Below are 21,788 nucleotides of genomic sequence, written 5' to 3'. Positions count from 1 at the left end.
TATAAAAGAAAGAAAGAAATATATGGAAAAACTACTATTTATTTACAATCCAAACTCTGGCCAAAGGGCCATTAATGATAAATTATCTTGGATAATCGAATACCTCTCATCAAAAGGGATTTTTCCTACAGTTTACGCCACACAAAAATCTGGCGATTGCAGGGAAATTGTCGAGAAATACGGCAAGGACTTTGACGAAATTCTCATTTCAGGCGGGGATGGGACCCTGGATGAGGCAGTATCTGGTGCTCTAAAGGCAGATATAGACCCAACCATTTCCTATATACCAACTGGGTCTACCAACGATTTTTCAAAGACAATCAATATTTCCCCAGACATAGAAAAGGCGACTAAAACCGCCGTCAGGGGCAAGGTTAAGAGGATTGATGTAGGAAAAATTGACGATAAGTACTTTGTCTATGTGGCAGCCTTTGGTGCCCTTTCTGATATTTCTTTTTCGACCGACCAGGATGTAAAAAACCTAATCGGCCGCTCAGCCTACATTGTAGAAGGCATCAAAAAACTTTTGCCAATTCAATCTATGGAATCCTACCAGGCGGAAATTGAGTTTGACGATGAAATGATAAAAGGCGAATTTATCCATTTCATGGCATCAAATTCTGTTTCAGTTGGAGGTTTTAACCTCTTTGACGACAAGGTTGGCCTTACAGACGGACTTTTTGAGGTAACCTTGGTTAAAAAACCAGAATCAATCACAGACCTCAATAAGATTATCCAATCTTTGACAACTGGCGAATCATCCGACCTTGTCATCCAAAGGCAGGTCAAAAACATCAGGATCAAAACCGAAAAGGAGGTTTCTTGGTCCCTAGATGGAGAATTTGGTGGCAAGACTACCGATTGCACAATCGAAGTCGTTGGCCAAAGGGTTAATATGAAAACTGGCCTAATGGATTGAAATGAGACTTCTTTTGTGATATAGTAAACGATTGGCATAAGCGTAATCTCAAAATTATGGTATAGTATAAGTGAGAAACCTAGGAGGTTATGATGTTTAAAGTAGGCGATAAGATAGTTTACCCAATGCATGGTGCAGGGGTCATTGATGCGATTGAAAAGATCGAGTTTATGGGCGAAGAAAGGGAATATTATATCCTAAAAATGCCTATAGGTGAGATGGATATATCAATACCTGCAGCTAATATGAAAGATGCTAACATTAGATTTATAATCAGCAAGGAAGAAGGCCTTGAAGTCCTAGAAATACTTGACGATACGCCAACTGAGATGAACTCTAATTGGACCAAGAGATATAGGGACAACCAGGAGATTCTAAAGACTGGCGACATTTTCGAGATAGCAAAAATGGTAAGAAACCTTGCTATCCTAGATAGTGATAAGGGACTTTCAACAACTGAGAAGAAGCTCCTAAACAGAGCAAGGAGAATCCTTGCAAGCGAGCTTGTTATGGCAGGTTCCTTGAATAAAGAAGAAGCAGAGAAAATGATAGACGAATCTATAGGACTCTAGTCTATTAATATAAGGAGATTTTATGAAAAGAGTAATCAGATTAGTTTTTATGCTAATCGGAGCTGTTCTTGGCATAGTAGTCTTCGGAATAGTTAACGCCGCTTTTGGGTTTGTCCCTAATAGCGGCAAATTAATTCTGTGGGCGAAAGTCATTTCATCAGCTTTATTTGCAATAATATTTTATTTTGCAACAGATCCAATATCCAAACGTGCAGCAGTGAGTCTGTCGAAGTTTGAAAAGAAAATCAGTAAATTACCTGCTGCTAACCTTGTCGTAGGCGTCGTAGGAATTATCCTAGGATTTTTGATAGCAACCCTAGTATCCACACCATTAACCAAACTCTCCCTACCATTTATGGGAAATTCATTTTTTGTGCTATTATCTATTTTATTATATATTGGTTTTGGTTATTTAGGATGGAAACTAGCCTACAAAAATTCTGAAGACCTCTTAGGCCTTGTGACCAGGTCCAGGGCGGAAACTAAGGACGGCGGAGAATTTTTCGACAGGTCAAACTTAACAGCAAGTCCAAAAGTCCTTGACACATCAGTCATAATCGACGGCAGGATACTTGATATAATAAATACTGATTTCCTTGAAGGTGAGCTAATAGTGACAGAATTTGTCCTTGAAGAGCTCCAACACATAGCAGATTCCCCAGATGATCTCAAAAGAGAAAGGGGAAGGCGTGGCCTTGATATAATAAATAAAATCAAGGAATCCGACAAAATCAAGCTTACAGTCCTAAATAAGGACTATAAAGACATCAAGGAAGTTGACGCCAAACTATTAAAACTTGCCCTAGATCTTGGGGCCAAGGTCTTTACCAACGACTACAACCTAAACAAGGTCGCAGATGTTCAGGGCATCCCTATCTTAAATATCAATGACCTAGCAAATTCATTAAAACCTGTTGTAATACCAGGTGAAAAGATGGAAATAGAAGTCATCAAAAAAGGTAAGGGCAAAAACCAAGGCGTAGGCTATCTTGAAGACGGAACCATGGTTGTCGTTGAAGACGGCCAAGACCTCATAGATAAGACAATCAAGGCCAAGGTCACATCAGTTTTACAGACCTCAGCCGGTAGGATGATCTTTGTAAGGGCGGAAGATGTATAAGGGAAAATTTTTATCAGCAGTAATTACTGCAGCAGGTTCAGGCACAAGGATGGGTTCATCTACAAATAAGCCCTACCTAGAAGTTGGGGGCAAAAAAATCCTCGAACTAAGCCTAAGAACTGTGACAAGTATAAAAGAATTTGATGAGATAATCTTGGTGGTAAGGGATGAAGATTTTACCCTTGCTTCTGAGATTTTATCTCTTTTTAGAGATCCTAGAATAAAAATGGTTGGAGGTGGGGCTTCTAGAGAAGAATCCACCTACAAGGGACTTTGTGCCCTAAATCCTGATTCTGACTTGGTTTTAAGCCATGACGGAGTCAGACCATTTGCATCTAGGAGTCTTTTTTTGAGGGTTTTAGAAGAACTCAACACTTACAAAGCAGCCATTGCTGCGACTAAAACCAAGGATACAATAAAGGTTGTAAATGAGGTGGGGGAAGTAGATTTCACTCCCAATAGGGACTTTGTCTACAATATCCAAACCCCACAGGCCTTTGACACCGGGTTAATAAAAAAACTTTACCAAAATTATTTTAAATCAGAAGCCAAAATTACTGACGACAGCCAGCTTTTTGAGTTTTTTGATAGAAATGAACCTGTAAAGGTGGTTGAAGGTGAATATTCCAATATCAAGATAACAACAGCCGAAGATATAATCTTCGCAAGAGCCTATATAAGGGGAGAAAAATGAGAGTAGGTATAGGATACGATGTTCATAAATTAGTAAAAGACAGGGACTTGATCCTTGGCGGTGTGAAATTTGAGAGCGATTTGGGATTGTTGGGCCATTCAGACGCCGACGTCCTAACACATGCCATCATGGACGCAATTTTAGGGGCCCTTGCCATGCCTGATATTGGCAATCTTTTCCCTGACACTGATCCTGCCTACAAGGATATATATTCAATCGACCTTTTAGACAGGGTGGTAGAAAAAATGTACGAAAAAGGCTACATAATTGGCAATCTTGACTCAGTTATAATTTGCGAAATGCCAAAGATTGCTCCAAAAAGAGAAGAAATAGTAGAATTACTTGCAAAACACCTAAGAACTGATATGGCAAATGTGTCAGTAAAGGCATCTACCAGCGAAAAACTTGGCTTCACTGGCAGGGGCGAAGGGATAGAAGCAAGAGCCATAGTTTATTTGGAGGAAATAAATGCGTAAATTTATTACAAGCGAATCAGTAACAGAAGGCCATCCAGATAAGGTTTGTGACCAAATATCAGACGCAATTTTGGATGAATGCCTAAAACAAGACCCAAACGCCAGGGTTGCAGCAGAATGTATCACCACAACAGGACTCGTCCTAGTAGTTGGTGAATTGACAACAGAAGCATATGTTCCAATAGAAGATGTGGTAAGAGATACAATCAAGGAAATAGGATATACTGACAATGACCTAGGCTTTGACTACGAAAATGTGGCAGTTTTGACATCAATCAACAGCCAATCCCCAGACATAGCCCAAGGAGTTGACAAGGCAAGCGAATACGACCAAAGCCACGACGATTACGATAAAATCGGTGCAGGCGACCAAGGCATGGTCTTTGGTTATGCAGATGATGAAACAGAGGTCTATCTACCAATGTCAGTTAAACTTGCCCAGGATTTGGCAAAAAGACTTGCCAAAGTCCGCAAGGAAAAAATCCTAGACTACCTAAGACCAGACGGCAAGAGCCTTGTGACTGTAGAATACGACGACGATAAGCTAGTAAGGATAGACTCAATCGTAATCTCAACCCAACACAAAGACAAAATCCCGATGGAAAAAATCCGCGAAGACATCATAGAACTTGTAATTAAAGCAGTAGTGCCGAATGAATTGATCGATGATAAGACCAAAATCTTTGTAAACCCAACCGGTAAATTCGTAATAGGCGGCCCAAAGGGAGATTCAGGCCTTACAGGTAGGAAGATAATCGTAGACTCCTACGGTGGATATTCAAAGGCAGGCGGCGGAGCATTTTCCGGCAAAGACCCAACAAAAGTAGACAGATCTGCAGCCTACATGGCAAGGTACGCCGCCAAAAATATGGTGGCAGCAGGTCTTGCAAAAAAATTAGAAATAGGAGTCTCCTATGCGATTGGTGTGGCAAGACCCCTTGCAATCTTTGTAGATAGCTTCGGCACAGGCAAATACGACGACGAAAAATTAAAAGAAATCATAGAAGAAAACTTCGACTTTAGGCCAGGCGCCATAATAGACAAACTAGACCTAAGACGCCCAATCTACAAAAAAACCGCAGCCTACGGACACTTTGGTAGGGAAGATGAAGATGGGTTTACATGGGAGAGGTTGGATAAGGTCCAAGACCTTAAAAAATATTAATTATTTTTTTAAAAGTAAATGTAAACTTATAGTAAATTTTTTTATTAACATAATAACTTCGAAAAAAGGGGACCCCAGGGGAACGTTTCGCACGTTCCCCCATCGGGTCCCCTTTAAAACCCCTTCCGTTACCCCCTCCGGGCGACCACTCTCGTGGGACAAGGAGTTTGCCTATCGGCAAACATGTTTGTATGGAGGAATCCTTGTTTAGAAATAATATTTGTTTAAATTTTTAAAATCCCAAGCCTCCTAAAAATTGCAATCTCGTCTGACTTGTATTTTTTATTTAAAAATTAGTTCACAGTATGTATAATACTTTTATTCGTAAAGTGCTGTCAGTGCAATTTTCTTAACGGAGTCTTGAGATTTTAAAATACTTAATCTTAAGTTTTTAAACTTTTCGTTTTAGAATGCAAAACTCATCTAGCAATGTTTGGCGAAAGCCAAACGAGCCCGAGAATTGTCGGTACTTTGAGACCTATTCTCCCTTTTATCGGGCAAAGATTTCTAATAGAAAGCCCCGTTAAGAAAACTGATTGTTTGAGCGTTAGCGAGTTATCAGTTTTTAGGGGTTTGAATATTAGAAATCTGTGGGAAAATACATAAACTAATACAAGGCTATTCTCTCTAGACAAAAAAGCTTGCGATTAGCAAGCTTACTTACTCGCCCTCCGCTTAAGGAGCCGCTCGGGGGTGTAGCGGAAAGGGGGCCTGGGGGAACCCAGTGAGGGACCCTGCGGCGCTCTAAGCCGCTTGGGCAAGTTGTCCCTTGGGGTTCCCCCAGTAACGGAGGGGTCATGTAAATGACCTAGATATAATTTATGATATGGTTAATCTCGGATTAACAGCTAAGGAACGTAATCTTTTTAGGACCAATGCTCCTATTCGTCGCATCGTTCCTAAAAAATTACATAAGGTTTTTCATAAATTTCTACTGCGGTGCTTTGCACCTTGAGAAATTTTGAAAATCGTAAAAACTTTTATTTAAAAGTTTTTACTACCATTAATCCTGGATTAATAGACTAACCTAGTGAAAAAAATAATTTATCTTGGATAAAATAAGATTTATAGTTTAATAATTCACAAAAAGTAATATAATATATCTATAGGGCTAAATGCCTAATGCAAAAAAACTATATGGCCAAACGCCTAATGCAAAAAAATTATAAGGCCTTGCGCCGAGCAAAAGAAAGGCCATCGCCTGCCTAAGGCGAAATTAGTATTAGAAAAGGAAAGAAGATGTCAAGATTTAGAAGGTCGGTTGCTATAGACCTTGGTACAGCAAGCGTGCTTGTTTATATTAATAACAAAGGAATAGTTTTAAACGAACCAGCTGTCATAGCCGTTGACGTCCTATCTGACGAGATCCTTGCGGTGGGTAGTGATGCCAAGAAGCTCATTGGAAGGGCCGGTGGCAATGTTTCTTGCATAATGCCTATGAAAGAGGGTGTTATTGCTGATTTTAAGGCGACTGAGATGATGCTTGGGGATTTCCTCAAGAAGTCTATTAAGAGGTCCCTTATCAAGCCTGATCTTTTAATCTGTGTTCCAGCTAGGTCCACCCAGGTGGAGAAGCGTGCCGTTATCCAGGCAGCGGAAAATGCTGGAGCTCACAGGACCTACCTCATCGAGGAGCCTCTTGCAGCTGCTCTTGGGGCTGGTGTTGATATTACAGATCCTAAGGGGTCTATGGTTGTGGATGTTGGCGGTGGTACTAGCGATATAGCTGTTATTTCTATGGGCCAAATTATTGCCTCAAAGTCAGTTGCTGCTGCAGGTCGTTCTTTTGATAAGATTATTAAGGATTTTATTAGAATCCGTTATGGCTTATTGATTGGCGATACTTCTGCAGAGTCTATAAAGGAAGCTGCAGACACACTTACCGCTGACGATTCCTTTGAGGTTAAGGGTAGAAATGTTTCAAATGCCCTTCCTGCCAAGGTCTATATACCGGTATCAGAGATTAAGGATGCCCTAAGGGGCGAGATTGACAAGATTGTTGAGGGGATTAAGAAGGTACTTGAGGTGACTCCTCCAGAGCTTGCCTCAGATATTTTCGACAGGGAAATTATTTTAACTGGCGGAGCGTCTTTAACAATCGGTCTAAAAGATAGGATAGAAGAGAAGTTCCAAATCAGGGCAAAGGTTGCCGAAGATCCACAAGAATGCGTGATTAAAGGCACTGCCAAGGCCCTAAATTGGATTGATAGTCTGGATGAAAATAGGAACGAAGCTTTAAAAGCGAAACAAGTAGAAAATGAAGCTTTTGAAAAACTTAGGAGAAGATAATGACAAAAAAATTAGTTTTAGTAAGACACGGACAAAGTGAATGGAATCTAGCTAACAAATTTACAGGTTGGGTTGATGTAGACCTTTCAGAAAAAGGTGTAGAAGAAGCCAAAGAAGCTGGTAGAAAGATTAAAGAAGCTGGCATTAGATTTGACCACGCTCACACATCTGTTCTAAAAAGAGCTATCAAGACTTGTAACTATGTTCTTGAATATTCTGACCAAATGTATGTACCACAAAACAAGACCTACAGACTTAACGAAAGACACTACGGTGCCCTTCAAGGCCTAAACAAGGCAGAAACTGCAGAAAAATACGGTGATGAACAAGTTCATATCTGGAGAAGATCTTACGACACACTTCCACCAGAAATTTCTGAAGAAGAAAAAGAAAAACAAGCACATTTACCAATGTTTGCCCACCTTCCAAAAGACGTTGTTCCAGGAGCTGAAAACCTCAAAGTAACCCTCGAAAGAGTACTTCCTTACTATTTCGATAGCATTGCTCCACAACTACTTGAAGGTGAAACTGTCCTAGTAGCAGCTCACGGCAACAGCCTTCGTGCCCTTGCAAAACACCTAGAAAAGATTTCAGATGATGACATTATGGATCTAGAAATCCCAACAGGTCAACCACTTGTTTACGAATTAGACGACGAGCTAAACGTAATCAAAAAATATTACCTATAAATTTTAGGAATTTTCCCGAGCCCTAACTATTCTTAAAGGGCTTGGGTATTTTTTTTGAAAAGTTATTGACAGGGCCTATAAATTTTGCTACAATTAAACCTTGTTTATAAAATAGCCCTATAAGCAAAGACAAATTGTCTTATTTTTGTCGCTTTAAATTTATTTAATTTTTACAAAGTAGTTATGAAAACTAAATAAAATCGTCGAAAAATACGCCTAGCGAGTAAATATGATGGGAAATTTACCTTTAAAATATTTTTTTATAATATAAATATATTTTCAAAAAAGAATAAAAAATGCCGTTGACATTGCTTTAAAAGGTATTATGATAATATGTGAGTGGTACAATTAGAAAGAGGACAAGATGAGAATAGCTTCAATAGAAAATGAAAATGGAGTTTCAGGCCTAATTAACTCTCATTTTGACAAAAATGAGGTTGTCGTAGAACAGATAAAATCAATGGATGAGCTTCTGTTTAAGGATTGTAGTATCTATGATTTAATCCTTGTGGATATGACCCACAACAGATGTCTCCAATTTATACAGTACATAAAACAAAAAACAAATATTCCAGTGATTTATCTAACAGAAAGATACCAAAAAAACCCCTACGAACAGGAGCTTGATGACAAGGACTTTGTGATCCATTCCTTCACTCGTGAGGAATTTATCGACGAGGTTTTCAAAAAGGTCGAAGAGTTATCCAAGGCTGATGTCCTAGATTTGGGTGAATGTAGCCTGGACGAGGCTAAGGGAGTCTTTAGGGTGGGCAATAAAATCCTAAATTTGACTAAGTCTGAGCTTAAAATTTGCTCTATATTAATCCAATCAATTCCAAATATCTTATCCAAAGAGGATATAGTTTATGAAATGCAACAAAGGGGCCTAAATTCAACTCCAAGGTCTGTGAGAGAACATATCAGAAAAATCAGACAAGAATTTAAGAAGGCAGACCTAGAGCCAATCGACACTGTAACTGCCAAGGGATATAGGTGGACACTGGATCCTTTAAAACTAAATAAAAATATTTGACAAAAAGCAAAAGTTTTCATATAATAGAATTAGAAATTGAATAGATATTAGCAATGGAAATCCATTGCTTCTTCAGGGAAAGGTGCAATTCCTTAACCGGCAGTGATAGTCTGCGAGTCTCAGGACCGATTTGGTGAAATTCCAAAACCGACAGTATAGTCTGGATGGAAGAAGATATTATAGCTTTTTTCGTGCCCTGATAACTGGGCATTTTTTATTGCCCAAAGGGAGGTATTATGAACAAAACAAAATCTATTTCATTAAACAATGTTGTCAAGATCGGTATTTTATCAGCATTAGCCTTTATTCTAATGTTTTTCCAACTACCAATTCCTATAGCTCCACCTTTTATGAGGGTAGACCTAGCTGACGTGCCAGCCCTTGTAGGCGGCTTTGCCATGGGACCTTGGGCAGGAGTTGCTATCCAATTAGTTAAAAATATACTTAACCTAACAAAGACTCAAACAGTTGGCGTTGGCGAATTATCAAACTTTATAGTTGGTGCGACCTTCGTATTTGTGTCAGCATCAATCTATAAAAACAAAAAGACCAAGAGAACTGCAATCTTCGCCCTTTTCTGCGGTGTAATTGCAATGACAGCCATAGCTACACTTTCAAACGCCTTTGTGGTTTTCCCAGCTTATGGAAAAGCCATGGGCATAGACCTAAACGCCTTTGCAGGCCAAGTACCAGGTAACCCACTTGTTAAATCCTATGTAAGCCTCATGCTTTTATCCATAGCTCCATTCAACATCGTAAAGGGCACAGCAGCAGCCTTTGTTACCGACCTAATCTACAAGAGGGTCTCTCCAATATTAAAATTAAAATAAGGGAAATCCTACATTATTATCCAATAAAATATTCTGTTTGACAAAAAGCACCTCAGCCGGGTGCTTTTTGCGTTGGTAATAGGCGAAAGCTTCCCTATTGGCGAAAAAAAGAGGTATAATGTTAAGAATGAAAGGCTTTTTATGATTATAAACAAGATAAGTGACTTAGAAAAATTTGCAAATAATATTGCGCCGCTTTTAAAAGAAGGCGACGTTATAAACCTCATTGGCGATATGGGTGCCGGCAAAACAACCCTTGTCAATGCCATTGCCAGGTTTTTTAAGATTTACGATTCGTCTTCACCAACCTTTGCCATTGTAAATATCTATGAGGGAGATAAGACTATCTACCACCTAGATTTATACAGGTTTACAGATCCTGACGACCTTTTGGATATTGATTTTGAGACATATTTTTACCCGGAAGGGGCTATAACATTTTTGGAATGGGCGGAAAATGGCGAGGGATATTTGCCAGATGGAATGATAAATATAAGGATAGACAAGATTGACCCTGACACAAGGGAAATCACCATCCTAGATGACACAGAAAGGGCGAGGGAGATTAATGAATTACTTGGCAATTGATACATCAACCATGATTTCAACTGTGACTGTAGCTTGTGAAAATGAAATATTGGGCGATTTTAATGTAAACCAATCAAAGACCCATTCTGAAAGCCTGGTCCCAATGATAGAAAATCTCCTAGACCTTTTGGGAATGACCGTTGCGGATATTGATAAATTTGTAATAGCCGAGGGTCCGGGATCCTTTACTGGCCTCAGGATTGGGATGACTGTCGCAAAGACCCTAGCCCAAGTTGAGAAGAAAGATTTGATTACAATTTCAACCCTAAAGGCCATGGCAGCTGGGTCCACATCAGAAAGGGCAAAGCTTCCTTTAATCGACGCTAGGTCCACAAGGGTTTATGCCGCCTTGTATGGAGAAAATCTAGAAGAAATTATTCCTGCAAATCTTTATGAAATTGACGATTTGGCAGAACTTGTAAATGCCAAAGGCCTTGATATAGAGATGATTGGCCTTTTAAATGACAAGTATTTCGACAAGTTTGAAAGGGCAAAAAAAGCGCCTATAAATATCAATAACTGCATCGGCGGGGGCCTAATTAGGCTTGCAATGGAAGATGATAATCCAGCCAAGCCTCTTTATGAAATAAGTCCAAATTATCTAAGAAAAAGCCAGGCAGAAAGGGAGTTTAAGAATTGATTAGACCAATGAAACTTGAAGACGCCGACAGGGTTTACGAAATCGAAAACGATTCATTTTTCGAACCTTGGACTAAAAGAAGGCTCCTTAAAGAGTTTGAAGAAAACTCCTTCCTCAAACATTTCGTCTACGAAAAAGACGGGGAAGTGGTTGGATTTTACATAATTTCCTGTATATCGGACCTGGTTGAGATTTTCACCATAGCGGTCGATAAAAACTACAGAGAAGAAGGTATAGGATCGGCTCTTTTGGCGCATTTGATAAATTTTGCCAAGGAGAAAAAAGCCAGCGAAATTTGGCTAGAAGCTTCAACCAAGAATATTGCCGCTGTCAATCTTTATGAAAAATACGGTTTTAATATCCAATCTATCAGGAAAAACTACTATCAAAAGACAGGCGAAGATGCCTACAATATGATAAGGACCATTACATGAAAGATTTTTATACCCTTGCAATAGAGACATCTTGCGATGATTCATCCGTTGCAATTTTGAAAAATGAAAGAGAAATTTTAACAAATTTAATATCCAGTCAGATTGACATCCACGCCCTTTTTGGGGGAGTTGTCCCAGAAATCGCCTCTAGAAAACACCTTGAAGCTATAAATCCTTTGATTGATAAGGCAATGGATGAGGCGGGAATTTCCTATTCTGGCCTAGATTTAATCACCGTAACCAAGGGGCCAGGCCTCATTGGTTCACTTTTGGTGGGGATTTCTGCCGCCAAGGCCCTAGCCCTAGCCACTGGCCTTCCCCTAGTAGGAGCCAACCACATGAAGGGCCACATTTGTGCAAATTACCTTTCAAATAAGGACCTAAAGCCACCCTTTGTATGCCTAGTTGTATCGGGCGGCCACACTTATCTGTGCAAGGTTAATGACTACAACGACATCGAAGTCGTAGGCTCTACCAGGGACGATGCCGCAGGTGAATCTTTTGATAAGGTCGCAAGAAAAATCGGTCTCGGCTATCCAGGCGGACCAAAAATCGACAAACTTGCCAAGGAAGGCAATCCACAAGCCATTGATTTTCCAAGGGTTATGCTCGAAAAAGGCTCTTATGACTTTTCTTTTTCAGGCCTTAAGACTGCAGTTTTAAACTATGCCCACAACCTAGAACAAAAGGGAGAAGAAATCAACAAGGCGGACTTAGCTGCTTCCTTCCAAGATGCAGTGGTTGATGTCCTTGTAGAAAAATCCATTAAGCTTCTTGAAGAAACTGGCTACAAACAATTTGCCATTTCTGGCGGAGTTGCTGCCAATTCAAGGCTTAGGGCAAGGATGGGCGAAGAATTAGAAAAGCGAGACATAAGGTTTTATTATCCAGAAACCATCCTTTGTACAGACAACGCAGCTATGATCGCAATGGCAGGTTACCTTGACTATAAGGACGGCATTCGTGATGACACCTTTATGAAAGTTTATCCAAACTTAGACCTATGATATGAGAAGAAGGAAGAAAAACTCAGACTTAAGAAAATATTATAAAATCAACATCGCCTCGTCAATCATTTGGATTTTGGCAGGGGCGGGTATAATTGCCTTTGGAATTTATTACAAGGAAATTTTGGAAAAAGTCTTTGGATCCCTTGCCATCCTAATAGGTTTTCTAACCTTAAGGGCCAGGAAAAAACCAGCTGCAATAAGGATATACGAAGAGCGCAGGCTCCTTGTTTTGGCAGGCCTTTTGATAATTTATTCACTTGTAAATCCTTTGGGCAATATTGCCATCCTTTTTGACATTTTCAAAAGAGATTTTGTAATGAGGGGAGATTTCAATGACAAAGCTTAAAAAATACGGGCTTGCCATCCTTTTTGTCCTTCTCATCCTAATCCAAACTTCCTGTGTCAAAAGGAGGATTGCCTATCTCGAAAGGGAAAAACTTGCCAGGGAAAATACTGGAATCAAGGCGGCGGCCCACACAGGGATTTTTTATCCGGAAAATATTACGGATTTTTCCCTGGAAGAATACCTCAAATGGTACAAGGACCTCAAAGCCCCACCCCACTTGCAACTAGCAAGCCATGAAAATCCCAAAAAGCTCACAAGGTCTGAAATGGTGGCAGACTTTGAATACTTATTCAGAGAGCTCAAAGAGACCTACCCATTTTTTGAGGTTTTGAAGAGAAAATACGACATAGATTTCCTAAAAAACCACGATATTTACCTCAAAAAGGTCAAAGACTGCAAGACTGACGAAGAATTTATCAAGACCCTAAACGAGATAATGGGCGATTTGCACAATTTCCACGCCAAAATTGCGGACTCAGCCTATGTTGACCAAACTTTGAAATATTATTCGCAAAATTGGAATCAACCTTCAATTTATTACGAATTTTTAAACCTAAATAGACAGGTTGTGAGAAATAGGTACGGCATTGACGGAATCCAATCCAAGACAGGCTCAGGCCCTATAAAAAGAAAGCAAATGGGTCTTATAAAAGACGACGGCAAAGCCAATATCAGCCTGGAAAGCCAGGGTGACCTCGCTATTTTAAAGATTTCCCAGATGGGAGATTTGGCAAATATTGACAAGGACGAGAAGGTTCTCGACGAGTTTTTGAGAAACAAACACATGTACAAGGCCCTAGTTATAGACATCAGGGACAATGTTGGGGGCAATATGGAATACTGGCAGAGATTTCTTATGCCAAAATTATCCAAAAACCCAAAACAAGTTGTAAACCATATGTTTTTCAAGGATTCGCCAAAAACTAGGCTTTTGCTCCAGGATAATACCCTAAACATGGAAAATTTGTCAAATGTTGATATTACAGGGATAAGGCTAGACCATGCCGAAGAATTGAAGGACTTCGCCTTTTATATCAAGGATACAATCGCAATAAATCCAGACGAATCCAAAAGGGACAATGGCTATGAGGGAAAAATATTTCTCCTAGTCGACGAAGACGTATTTTCGGCAGCAGAAGGTTTTGCATCCTTTGTCAAAAATACTGAATTTGCAACCATAGTAGGAACTCAAACCGGAGGTGACGGGATCACCCTCGGAGTCATAAACTCCGTCCTCCCAAACTCGGGACTAGTCTTCACCTACACCAACACCTTAGGCTACGACCCAACCGGTGAAATCAACGAAGAAAACCCAACCACCCCCGACATAGAATCCGCATCCTACAGGCAGTCTATAGAAATAATCAAAAATATGGTAAATAACTAAGGAAAGCTCCAGAAACGGGGCTTTTTTGTTTTGGAAAAACTAGATAAAAGCCCCACCTCTAATGAAACCAAAGGAACCCCAGCTCCACCCCTAATGCTAGTGAAAATTTTGTTAGCAAAATTTGTACGGTCTATAATATTTTTCAAGTACTGAAAGTGCGTAGTAAAAATATATGGAGAACCTTATGTAATTTTTGAAAAGCCCGTCCAGCTCGGTGAGGACCGATGCTACGAATATAATGCTAGCAAAAAATATCTGTCATGCCGCCAGGATATAAGTGACTGATATTTTTTGTGGTATTCATCTTTTTCTAGAAATATTTATCTTTCGCAGAAAATGATAGAATAAGCTTATGTAGATTTTAATAAAATTACGACGAATAGGAGTAATTATATAAAAATTTACTGAGCATCGATTATAAAAAGATTACGTTCCTAAACTATTACAGGTGGAGGAGAGAGCCCATGAATAAGGTATTAGAAATCGCCTAGACAAATAAAAAGAACAGACTATGAAAGTCTGCTCCCTTAATTTTTATAATTATTCATTCATTTGCATCATCTGTGAAATTTTCAAGTTCTAAAAACTTATCGAAATCACTTTTATATAATTTATCTTGGATAATCCTGTATTTTTCAAATTCGCTTTCGGCATATTTTTTAGCTAAAGCAGCGCTTACTTTTCCTGCATCACTTAATATACTTGAGTCCCATAGCTTGAGAAATCCGTTCAATCTATTTTCCCAATCTTCCATTGTCATTGGGATGTGTCTTTCTGCTTGCATTTCTGCCATATCTAAATAAGCTGAAACTATCCTTTGCATCTGGTCTAGCTCTTTTTGGTTTAAGTAATTTTTTGCAACACTCACATCATACTTATGAATTTTTGAATCTGGAGATCCTTCCCAATTTGTAAGCCCCATATTCTCCTTAGAATGATTAGCCCTATCAATTATTAATTCAGTTGCAGTTTTACCATGAATGGCATAATGCAATTTATTTTGAACAGCAGCAAAAAATCTCCTGGTAGCTTTGGCTGATGGGTCATAATCTAAAGAAGTAGTATAAATATCAGTAATTTTTTGGTAAAATCTTCTTTCAGATAATCTTATTTCACGAATTTTAACAAGTAATTTATCGAAATAATCCTCTGTTAGCTTAGTTCCTGAATTTTTGAGCCTATCATCATCAATGGCCCAGCCCTTGATTGTATAATCTTTTAAAATTTGGTTTGCCCATTTTCTAAATTGGACCGCACGTTCGTCATTAACTTTAAAACCAACCGCGATAATTGCTTGTAAGTTATAATGCTTAGTTTCTCTTGAAACTGTTCTATTGCCTTCTTTTTGAACTATTAGGAAATTCCTAATAGTTGCTTCTTCTTGCATTTCGTTGTCTTGGAATATATTTTTCAAATGTTCATTTATTGTAGAAACACTTACATTATAAAGAGTAGCCATCATCTTTTGAGTTAGCCAAATATTTTCATCTTCATATCTTATTTCAATAGCATCTTCATCATTTCCTGTGGCAGCTATATAGGTCAAATATTCAGCAGCAGAAGATCTAATTTGTCTTTCATCTTTATTTAATTCTCCGCTCATAATACCTCCAGGCATTTATTTTTTATTTTATCCTAATCTTAAAATAATATAAAAAACATTATTCATCATCATTTACATAAAACCTATCTTCAAACCAATTATCAAACTTATAATCATCAGCTATAGGCAATGACATATCTGAATATAAAAATATTTCAATATCATTATCTCCAAACATATCGTATATCCACTCATCCCAATACTGGAAATCCTCAAAGTCATCTTTATTAAGATTGATTAACATTTCTTGCATTAATAACTCTGCCTCGTCGATGATTGATTTTAATATTATCTCTTCAATAGGCTTATGAGCTATAAAGTCATCACCCTTCACAGCTTTTATTATTAATTGATTTAAAGCTCTTTTTAATTTTATTAAGAAATTATAATCATACTCCATTAGGAATTCTTCTGGTAAGGATAACTGAAGGTTAGAAGCATTTAATTGTCCAATGTGTGAACCTTTAGGTAAGCTTGATAATTCTTCTAGATCCATCATTATATAATCTGATAAGATATCAGAACCTATGCAAAATGCTATAGCTGCGTGTTTACCATATAAGTCGTTTATCGTTTCTGACCATGCATCATGATTCCTATACTCATCTAGATAATTTTCAACATCTGTTTTTTCATCATTAGGAAATTTTGACCACCTTAAAGCTACTAATATACCCTTAATTTTATCCTGTCTAATTGGACTTCCAGATTCATACCTACTCCATGTTCTAGTGCCTACATTAGCTTTTTTTGCAGCTTGTTCAATAGTTAAGCCCAATTCTTCTCTTCTATTTTTTATTAGCTTAGACATGTTGTTATTATTTTCTATTGAATTCATTATAATCCTCCACTCTAAATATGGCTTGCCACTTATATACATTATGTCACTATTTTAAATAAAGTCAATCAGGATTTTTAAAACCATAAATTTATGCTTAGTTTTATTACTTATAAATTATATGCTCTTACTTATCGTTATATCAAATAAAACTTAGTTTACCCATGTGAGTAGATAAATATCAAAAATCAATTTTTATAATTATGTAATCGTAAATATTTTTTTCGTTTTTATGTCCTTATATTTTATAATAAGCTTGGATATGTTTGATCAACACAAATAATATGCATAATATTATATAATTATACACTATTAATTATTAAAAATGATAATTAAAGGTTTTTATACTCTAAGAACTATTAGGGGGATGTAATGACAATCGAACGATTTGACTTTGAATCAAGGGACATAGAAAAATCAAATGTAGAAAAAATAGGTGAGCTCTTTCCTGGGGTTATAACTGAAAAGATGGATGAAAATGGCGTACTTAAGAGAGCTATAGATTTTGATAAGCTGATGGCAGTGCTTAGGGATGATGTGGTTGAAAAAGGCAAGGAACGCTATGAATTTACCTGGCCTGGCAAAAGGCAGGCTATGGCAGAGGCTAATAAGTCTATTAATAAAACCCTAAGACCAGTTGTGGAAGAGTCAAAGGATTGGGACAATACTGAAAACCTCTACATAGAAGGCGACAACCTCGAAGTCCTAAAACTCCTCCAAGAATCATATCTTGGTAAAATTAAGATGATCTATATCGATCCGCCCTACAATACAGGCAATGACTTTGTTTATAATGACGATTTTAAGAAAAATCTCGACCAATACAATGAGGATAATGCCGATTATGACGAAGAAGGGGGTAAATTAATAAAAAACACCGAATCCAACGGCCGCTTCCACTCTGATTGGTGTTCTATGATTTATCCAAGACTTAGGCTCGCTAGAAACCTTCTTTCTGATGATGGGGTTATATTTATATCAATAGATGATAATGAGCAGGGCAATCTCAAAAAAATATGCGATGAAGTTTTTGGGGAAGAGAATCATATTGAAAATTTAATTTGGAAAAGAAGATCAACTCCACCCAATGATAGAGTTATAGGTAAGAATCATGAATATATTTATTTATATTCAAGAAATAATAATTCTTATAAATTAAATTTACAAAGAAGAACAGCTCAGATGAATTCAAATTATAAAAATCCGGATAATGATCCACGAGGGGCTTGGAATTATGCTGATTTATCTGGAAATGGAAAAGGTGGGAGATTAGTAGAAAGCTGTGTATATCCAATACAAGATCCTTCAACAGGAAAAAAACATATGCCGCCTAAGAACAAATGTTGGTTATATAACGAAAGTAAAATGAATGAATTACTAAATGATAATCGAATAGTTTTTAGGGGTGAAAATGGAACTCCATATCAAAAAAGATTCTTAAAAGATGTTAGAGATGGAGCGACTTTACCCACCTTAATAGATGATGTAAATGTGGACTATTCTATCGACATTTCTAAATCAGGAACTTCTCAGAACTCTGCAAAAGAGATTAAAGACTTGTTTAATGAGGATATATTTGAGTTTCCTAAGCCAGTTTCATTAATAGATAAATTAATGGTGGCTGGATCAAATTTTGACTCATATGTATTAGATTTCTTCTCAGGGTTTCGTGTCATAATAGTGATAGAGGCAAATAGTTATGTAAATATAAGGAGTTCAAGACTTCTACCAAAGTTTAAAACTCAAAAAATAAATAGTTGGTGTGCTGCTTAGAGTATCCATTTTAACAATGGGTATTGTAAATAGCATACCAATAAAACTAAGGATTCTTTAAAGAGTCTTATTTTGTGATGAAAATTTAATATGTAAATCTCAGACGATAGAAAGTAATAATTCTGTCGTCTTTTTTATTTCAAAGAAAGGAGGCAGGAATGAATTTTGATTATTTTTATAATAGGCAATCTGAAATGTATAACTTCATTAGGTTACCTATGGTATTAATGGAAGATGAAATTTTTAAGAGCATTTCTATTGAAGCAAAAGTTTTGTATTCATATATGCTTAATCGAATGGGTCTTTCATATAAAAATGGCTGGATAGATGAAGACGGAAAAGTTTTTATTTACTACACAATAGAAAGTATAAAAGATCAATTTAATTGTGCCAGTGAAAAAGCAAACAAATTAATAGCTGAACTTGATATTAAGTCAGGAATAGGACTGATTGAAAAGAAAAGACAAGGACTTGGAAAGCCTAATAGAATTTATGTTAAAGACTTTATGAGCATATTTAATAATATGGAATTAAAAAATCAAGAAGTTCGAAAAACAAAATTCCAGAAGTTCGATAATCGAAATTCAAGAGATTCGAATATCGAAAGTCAAGATTTTCGAAAATCGGAAGGTAACTATAACAATATTAGTAATAATGAGTTAAGAAATAATGATTTTAATAAAGGGCAAAAGCCTTATGGAATATATAAAAATATATTTTTGACTGATGAAGAATACAAGGACTTAACAAATGAGTTAGAAAGCAGAATTAGTGAGTACATTGATAGATTATCATCGTATATGAAAGCAAACAACAGAGTTTATCAAGATCACAAGGCAACGATAATCAATTGGTATCTTAATGATCAAGCGAAAAGCATGAATGACAAATCAACAAGAAAAATGAATTACGATATAGGAGAGAGTTTATGAAAAACTTAAAAGATTTTGTATTAAGAGAAAATGATATTGAAAGAAATGGACATATCTATTGCAAGGTATGCGGTAAAAGAGTTGATGGAGAATTACTTGACCTTGGATTTACAAAGTTTATTCCAAGAATTAAATGTGAATGTGAAATAAAAAGAGATAAGGAAAATGCAGAAAGAGAAATATTAACGAGAATATCATCGCTAAAAAGAGATTGTTTTTCATCGCCAAACCAACACCAATATACTTTTGAGAGATTCTTAAATGAAAAAGGTCAAGCCTACAAGGTTGCTTATAATTATTCCAAAAGCTTTGAGCAAATGAAAAAAGACAATGTTGGACTTTTATTTTATGGAGATGTTGGCAGTGGAAAGACTTATCTTGCTTGTTCTATTGCAAATGAATTAATTGAAAGAGAACAAGTTAAAGTTAAGATTATGAATTTATCTCAGGTTATAAATCAAATACAAAAATCTGCATTTAAGGTTGATTCAAATGAAATAATAAGTAACCTCTCTAATGTTCCTTTGTTAATCTTAGATGACCTTGGAATTGAAAGGGATACATCTTATGCAAGAGAACAAGTATATAACATTATAAACTCAAGATACTTAAAAGGTAGGCCGACAATTTTTACTACAAACTTATCATTGGAAATTATTCAAAATCCAAACATTGACCTTGAGTATCAGAGAATATATTCAAGAATACTTGAAATGACAATACCAGTTAAAGTTACAGGAGAAGATTTTAGAAGAAAAATCCATCAAGAGAAGTTAAGAAAATACAAAGAGTTACTTTTATATGGAGGTGGAATAGATGATTAATGAAGAAGTATCTAGGTCGAGTCTTAATCTTGAAGTAAGACTTGCAAAAGCAACAAGTAAAGCAATTCTTGATGCCTTAAAGAAAGTACACAAGCAAATAGAAGAACAAGGAGGCTTGAAAAATGTAATAAAAAATAACGGAAAAGAAGTAAAACTAAAAGATATGGTTAAAAAGGGACAGTTAGAAGAAATCAATCTAAAGGATCCTGAGTTAAAAGAATTAAAGAAAATTTTAAATAAACACGGAGTGAAGTTTTCTGTTATGAAAGATAAGGAAACTGGCAACCACTCTGTGTTTTTTCAATCTAAGGATATAAAGGTAATGGAACATGCATTTAAAAAAGCAGTTAAGGCTTCTGAAAGAAAGGCCGATAGGAAAGATTCAATAACGAAGACTATAAATAAGTTTAAAGATATGGCTAAGGACACCATCAGAAAAGATAAAGTTAAAAATAAACATAAGGAGCAAAGCTTATGATAAGTAATTTAAAAACATTTGAAAATAAGAATTTTGGGAAACTCACTGTTATAGAAAAAGACGGTGAGTTTTTCTTTATAGCTAATGAAGTAGCAACTATGTTAGGATATGTTAATCCAAGAAAAGCTGTTTATGACCATGTAGATGAGGAAGATAAGGGTGTAACGAAATGGAACACCCCTGGAGGAATACAGAATATTTCAATAATTAACGAATCAGGATTGTATTCACTTATCCTCTCATCAAAACTACCACAAGCAAAAATATTCAAAGCTTGGGTAACTAGAGAAATCTTACCTAGTATTAGAAAAAACGGAGGATATATAGTAGGGCAAGAAAAGAAAACTAATGAAGAGTTACTTGCAGATGCAATTCTTGTAGCCAATAGAATTATTGCTGAAAGAGAAGAAGAAATTGAAGAATTAAGACCAAAGGCAGACTATTATGACAAACTAGTAGATTATAACCTTCTTACAAACTTTAGAAATACTGCCAAAGAGTTAGGAATACCACAAAATCAGTTTATAAGTTTTTTAATGGATAAGGGATTAATTTATAGAGATAAGAAAAAGAAACTCTTACCTTATGCAAATAAGAATAAGGGATATTTTGAAGTGAAAGAATGGGTTGATCCACTAGGTACACTTGTAGGAATACAAACATTTATAACACCAAAGGGAAGACACTTCCTACTAATTTTATTAGATAGTGAAGGTTACTACGATGAATAAGATATTGGAAGCTATTCTTTCTGATATTAAAAACTTAATTAAAATAGACAACCCAAAGAAATTTATATTAGCAAACATTCCTTATCTATCATTCTTCTATATTGGCAATATTTTTTCTAAGCACATCAATTCTTATGTAGGAGGAGATATTATTGATAGAATAATGGTGGGAATTTCTGACATAGGAACTTTATCTTATATACCAAGCCTTAATCCAAGGGACTTGTTATTGGGTATTTCAGTTGCTGGTCTTGTTAAGCTAATAGTTTATAGTAAAGGTAAAAATAAAAAGAAATACAGGCAAGGTAAAGAATATGGATCTGCAAGATGGGTTGCATAATATTAACTGAACAGGAGTGATATATAGACACGAGAAAAGGAGGATAATGCCATGATAGAATATCATAACAAAATCAC

23 protein-coding genes, 1 pseudogene and 1 riboswitch are annotated in these 21,788 nt (G+C 36.6%); of the genes and pseudogenes, 22 read left to right on the top strand and 2 right to left on the bottom strand.

Features of this window, described 5'->3' with window-relative positions; translation table 11 throughout:
* Positions 1 to 22 precede the first annotated feature (22 nt).
* From J2Z38_RS09915 to J2Z38_RS09840, 16 genes are all read left to right on the top strand, one after another.
* Complete coding sequence (locus J2Z38_RS09915; RefSeq protein ID WP_209775130.1) at positions 23 to 919, top strand: diacylglycerol/lipid kinase family protein; 897 nt, start codon at positions 23 to 25, stop codon at positions 917 to 919.
* Between the two features lie 92 nt (positions 920 to 1,011).
* Positions 1,012 to 1,491 (top strand): CarD family transcriptional regulator, encoded by a 480-nt coding sequence (locus J2Z38_RS09910; RefSeq protein WP_209775129.1) that lies wholly within the window; start codon positions 1,012 to 1,014, stop codon positions 1,489 to 1,491.
* A 22-nt stretch (positions 1,492 to 1,513) separates the two neighbouring features.
* Complete coding sequence (locus tag J2Z38_RS09905; protein WP_209775127.1) at positions 1,514 to 2,611, top strand: PIN/TRAM domain-containing protein; 1,098 nt, start codon at positions 1,514 to 1,516, stop codon at positions 2,609 to 2,611.
* Positions 2,604 to 3,305, top strand: a complete 702-nt coding sequence (gene ispD / locus J2Z38_RS09900; protein ID WP_209775125.1) for a 2-C-methyl-D-erythritol 4-phosphate cytidylyltransferase — start codon at positions 2,604 to 2,606, stop codon at positions 3,303 to 3,305. Before J2Z38_RS09905 ends, ispD begins: the two co-directional genes overlap by 8 nt.
* Complete coding sequence (gene ispF, locus J2Z38_RS09895) at positions 3,302 to 3,781, top strand: 2-C-methyl-D-erythritol 2,4-cyclodiphosphate synthase (RefSeq protein WP_209775123.1); 480 nt, start codon at positions 3,302 to 3,304, stop codon at positions 3,779 to 3,781. Before ispD ends, ispF begins: the two co-directional genes overlap by 4 nt.
* On the top strand, positions 3,774 to 4,946 hold the full coding sequence (gene metK / locus J2Z38_RS09890; protein ID WP_209775122.1) for a methionine adenosyltransferase: 1,173 nt from the start codon (positions 3,774 to 3,776) through the stop codon (positions 4,944 to 4,946). The genes ispF and metK overlap by 8 nt, the downstream gene beginning before the upstream one ends.
* 1,239 nt (positions 4,947 to 6,185) lie before the next feature.
* Positions 6,186 to 7,235 (top strand): rod shape-determining protein, encoded by a 1,050-nt coding sequence (mreB, locus tag J2Z38_RS09885; RefSeq protein ID WP_209775120.1) that lies wholly within the window; start codon positions 6,186 to 6,188, stop codon positions 7,233 to 7,235.
* Positions 7,235 to 7,924: a 2,3-diphosphoglycerate-dependent phosphoglycerate mutase gene (gpmA, locus tag J2Z38_RS09880; RefSeq protein WP_209775118.1), complete on the top strand. Its 690-nt coding sequence runs from the start codon at positions 7,235 to 7,237 to the stop codon at positions 7,922 to 7,924. The genes mreB and gpmA overlap by 1 nt, the downstream gene beginning before the upstream one ends.
* 364 nt (positions 7,925 to 8,288) lie before the next feature.
* Positions 8,289 to 8,957: a winged helix-turn-helix domain-containing protein gene (locus J2Z38_RS09875; protein WP_209775117.1), complete on the top strand. Its 669-nt coding sequence runs from the start codon at positions 8,289 to 8,291 to the stop codon at positions 8,955 to 8,957.
* Positions 8,958 to 9,021: 64 nt separating this feature from the next.
* A riboswitch (FMN riboswitch) is annotated at positions 9,022 to 9,137 on the top strand.
* 56 nt (positions 9,138 to 9,193) lie between these two features.
* Entirely contained in the window at positions 9,194 to 9,787 is a 594-nt protein-coding gene (locus J2Z38_RS09870) for an ECF transporter S component (RefSeq protein ID WP_209775115.1), read from the top strand.
* A gap of 141 nt (positions 9,788 to 9,928) precedes the next feature.
* On the top strand, positions 9,929 to 10,375 hold the full coding sequence (gene tsaE, locus J2Z38_RS09865) for a tRNA (adenosine(37)-N6)-threonylcarbamoyltransferase complex ATPase subunit type 1 TsaE (protein ID WP_209775114.1): 447 nt from the start codon (positions 9,929 to 9,931) through the stop codon (positions 10,373 to 10,375).
* Entirely contained in the window at positions 10,356 to 11,015 is a 660-nt protein-coding gene (tsaB, locus tag J2Z38_RS09860) for a tRNA (adenosine(37)-N6)-threonylcarbamoyltransferase complex dimerization subunit type 1 TsaB (protein WP_209775112.1), read from the top strand. The genes tsaE and tsaB overlap by 20 nt, the downstream gene beginning before the upstream one ends.
* Positions 11,012 to 11,449: a ribosomal protein S18-alanine N-acetyltransferase gene (gene rimI, locus J2Z38_RS09855; RefSeq protein WP_209775111.1), complete on the top strand. Its 438-nt coding sequence runs from the start codon at positions 11,012 to 11,014 to the stop codon at positions 11,447 to 11,449. Before tsaB ends, rimI begins: the two co-directional genes overlap by 4 nt.
* Entirely contained in the window at positions 11,446 to 12,456 is a 1,011-nt protein-coding gene (gene tsaD / locus J2Z38_RS09850) for a tRNA (adenosine(37)-N6)-threonylcarbamoyltransferase complex transferase subunit TsaD (protein ID WP_209775109.1), read from the top strand. Before rimI ends, tsaD begins: the two co-directional genes overlap by 4 nt.
* Position 12,457: 1 nt before the next feature.
* Positions 12,458 to 12,805, top strand: coding sequence for a hypothetical protein (locus tag J2Z38_RS09845; RefSeq protein ID WP_209775107.1), 348 nt, complete (start codon positions 12,458 to 12,460; stop codon positions 12,803 to 12,805).
* Positions 12,792 to 14,192, top strand: a complete 1,401-nt coding sequence (locus J2Z38_RS09840; RefSeq protein ID WP_209775104.1) for a S41 family peptidase — start codon at positions 12,792 to 12,794, stop codon at positions 14,190 to 14,192. The genes J2Z38_RS09845 and J2Z38_RS09840 overlap by 14 nt, the downstream gene beginning before the upstream one ends.
* A gap of 544 nt (positions 14,193 to 14,736) precedes the next feature.
* On the opposite strand, the gene J2Z38_RS09835 is transcribed toward J2Z38_RS09840, so the two are convergent.
* Positions 14,737 to 15,795 (bottom strand): virulence RhuM family protein, encoded by a 1,059-nt coding sequence (locus J2Z38_RS09835; protein WP_209775103.1) that lies wholly within the window; start codon positions 15,793 to 15,795, stop codon positions 14,737 to 14,739.
* A gap of 58 nt (positions 15,796 to 15,853) precedes the next feature.
* Complete coding sequence (locus J2Z38_RS09830) at positions 15,854 to 16,675, bottom strand: helix-turn-helix domain-containing protein (RefSeq protein WP_225304642.1); 822 nt, start codon at positions 16,673 to 16,675, stop codon at positions 15,854 to 15,856.
* Positions 16,676 to 17,005: 330 nt separating this feature from the next.
* On the opposite strand from J2Z38_RS09830, the gene J2Z38_RS09825 reads away from it, so the two are divergent.
* The 6 genes and pseudogenes from J2Z38_RS09825 to J2Z38_RS09800 form a co-directional block, all read left to right on the top strand.
* The gene (locus J2Z38_RS09825) at positions 17,006 to 18,406 is read left to right on the top strand and encodes a site-specific DNA-methyltransferase (RefSeq protein WP_209775101.1); all 1,401 of its coding nucleotides are present in this window, start codon (positions 17,006 to 17,008) and stop codon (positions 18,404 to 18,406) included.
* Positions 18,407 to 18,564: 158 nt separating this feature from the next.
* On the top strand, positions 18,565 to 19,338 hold the full coding sequence (locus tag J2Z38_RS09820; RefSeq protein ID WP_209775099.1) for a replication initiator protein A: 774 nt from the start codon (positions 18,565 to 18,567) through the stop codon (positions 19,336 to 19,338).
* The gene (locus tag J2Z38_RS09815; RefSeq protein WP_209775097.1) at positions 19,335 to 20,162 is read left to right on the top strand and encodes an ATP-binding protein; all 828 of its coding nucleotides are present in this window, start codon (positions 19,335 to 19,337) and stop codon (positions 20,160 to 20,162) included. The genes J2Z38_RS09820 and J2Z38_RS09815 overlap by 4 nt, the downstream gene beginning before the upstream one ends.
* Positions 20,155 to 20,640 (top strand): PcfB family protein, encoded by a 486-nt coding sequence (locus tag J2Z38_RS09810; RefSeq protein WP_209775096.1) that lies wholly within the window; start codon positions 20,155 to 20,157, stop codon positions 20,638 to 20,640. Before J2Z38_RS09815 ends, J2Z38_RS09810 begins: the two co-directional genes overlap by 8 nt.
* Complete coding sequence (locus J2Z38_RS09805; protein WP_209775094.1) at positions 20,637 to 21,371, top strand: phage antirepressor KilAC domain-containing protein; 735 nt, start codon at positions 20,637 to 20,639, stop codon at positions 21,369 to 21,371. Before J2Z38_RS09810 ends, J2Z38_RS09805 begins: the two co-directional genes overlap by 4 nt.
* Positions 21,364 to 21,702, top strand: a pseudogene (locus J2Z38_RS09800) (VirD4-like conjugal transfer protein, CD1115 family); the annotation flags it as partial. The gene J2Z38_RS09805 and the pseudogene J2Z38_RS09800, both read left to right, overlap by 8 nt.
* Positions 21,703 to 21,788 lie beyond the last annotated feature (86 nt).

This window comes from Anaerococcus degeneri, assembly GCF_017874475.1.
GTDB classification, from domain to species: domain Bacteria; phylum Bacillota; class Clostridia; order Tissierellales; family Peptoniphilaceae; genus Anaerococcus; species Anaerococcus degeneri.
Note: the sequence above shows the minus strand (reverse complement) of the source record. Positions and strands in the feature narration are given on the sequence as shown.

Coding starts and splice junctions, on each gene's coding strand:
- J2Z38_RS09845 (WP_209775107.1), top strand. CDS start 12,458: ATGAGAAGAAGGAAGAAAAACTCAGACTTAAGAAAATATTATAAAATC.
- tsaE (WP_209775114.1), top strand. CDS start 9,929: ATGATTATAAACAAGATAAGTGACTTAGAAAAATTTGCAAATAATATT.
- J2Z38_RS09805 (WP_209775094.1), top strand. CDS start 20,637: ATGATAAGTAATTTAAAAACATTTGAAAATAAGAATTTTGGGAAACTC.
- J2Z38_RS09830 (WP_225304642.1), bottom strand. CDS start 16,675: ATGTATATAAGTGGCAAGCCATATTTAGAGTGGAGGATTATAATGAAT.
- J2Z38_RS09815 (WP_209775097.1), top strand. CDS start 19,335: ATGAAAAACTTAAAAGATTTTGTATTAAGAGAAAATGATATTGAAAGA.
- J2Z38_RS09820 (WP_209775099.1), top strand. CDS start 18,565: ATGAATTTTGATTATTTTTATAATAGGCAATCTGAAATGTATAACTTC.
- J2Z38_RS09870 (WP_209775115.1), top strand. CDS start 9,194: ATGAACAAAACAAAATCTATTTCATTAAACAATGTTGTCAAGATCGGT.
- J2Z38_RS09915 (WP_209775130.1), top strand. CDS start 23: ATGGAAAAACTACTATTTATTTACAATCCAAACTCTGGCCAAAGGGCC.
- gpmA (WP_209775118.1), top strand. CDS start 7,235: ATGACAAAAAAATTAGTTTTAGTAAGACACGGACAAAGTGAATGGAAT.
- J2Z38_RS09825 (WP_209775101.1), top strand. CDS start 17,006: ATGACAATCGAACGATTTGACTTTGAATCAAGGGACATAGAAAAATCA.
- J2Z38_RS09905 (WP_209775127.1), top strand. CDS start 1,514: ATGAAAAGAGTAATCAGATTAGTTTTTATGCTAATCGGAGCTGTTCTT.
- ispD (WP_209775125.1), top strand. CDS start 2,604: ATGTATAAGGGAAAATTTTTATCAGCAGTAATTACTGCAGCAGGTTCA.
- J2Z38_RS09910 (WP_209775129.1), top strand. CDS start 1,012: ATGTTTAAAGTAGGCGATAAGATAGTTTACCCAATGCATGGTGCAGGG.
- metK (WP_209775122.1), top strand. CDS start 3,774: ATGCGTAAATTTATTACAAGCGAATCAGTAACAGAAGGCCATCCAGAT.
- J2Z38_RS09875 (WP_209775117.1), top strand. CDS start 8,289: ATGAGAATAGCTTCAATAGAAAATGAAAATGGAGTTTCAGGCCTAATT.
- tsaB (WP_209775112.1), top strand. CDS start 10,356: ATGAATTACTTGGCAATTGATACATCAACCATGATTTCAACTGTGACT.
- ispF (WP_209775123.1), top strand. CDS start 3,302: ATGAGAGTAGGTATAGGATACGATGTTCATAAATTAGTAAAAGACAGG.
- J2Z38_RS09840 (WP_209775104.1), top strand. CDS start 12,792: ATGACAAAGCTTAAAAAATACGGGCTTGCCATCCTTTTTGTCCTTCTC.
- mreB (WP_209775120.1), top strand. CDS start 6,186: ATGTCAAGATTTAGAAGGTCGGTTGCTATAGACCTTGGTACAGCAAGC.
- tsaD (WP_209775109.1), top strand. CDS start 11,446: ATGAAAGATTTTTATACCCTTGCAATAGAGACATCTTGCGATGATTCA.
- J2Z38_RS09810 (WP_209775096.1), top strand. CDS start 20,155: ATGATTAATGAAGAAGTATCTAGGTCGAGTCTTAATCTTGAAGTAAGA.
- J2Z38_RS09835 (WP_209775103.1), bottom strand. CDS start 15,795: ATGAGCGGAGAATTAAATAAAGATGAAAGACAAATTAGATCTTCTGCT.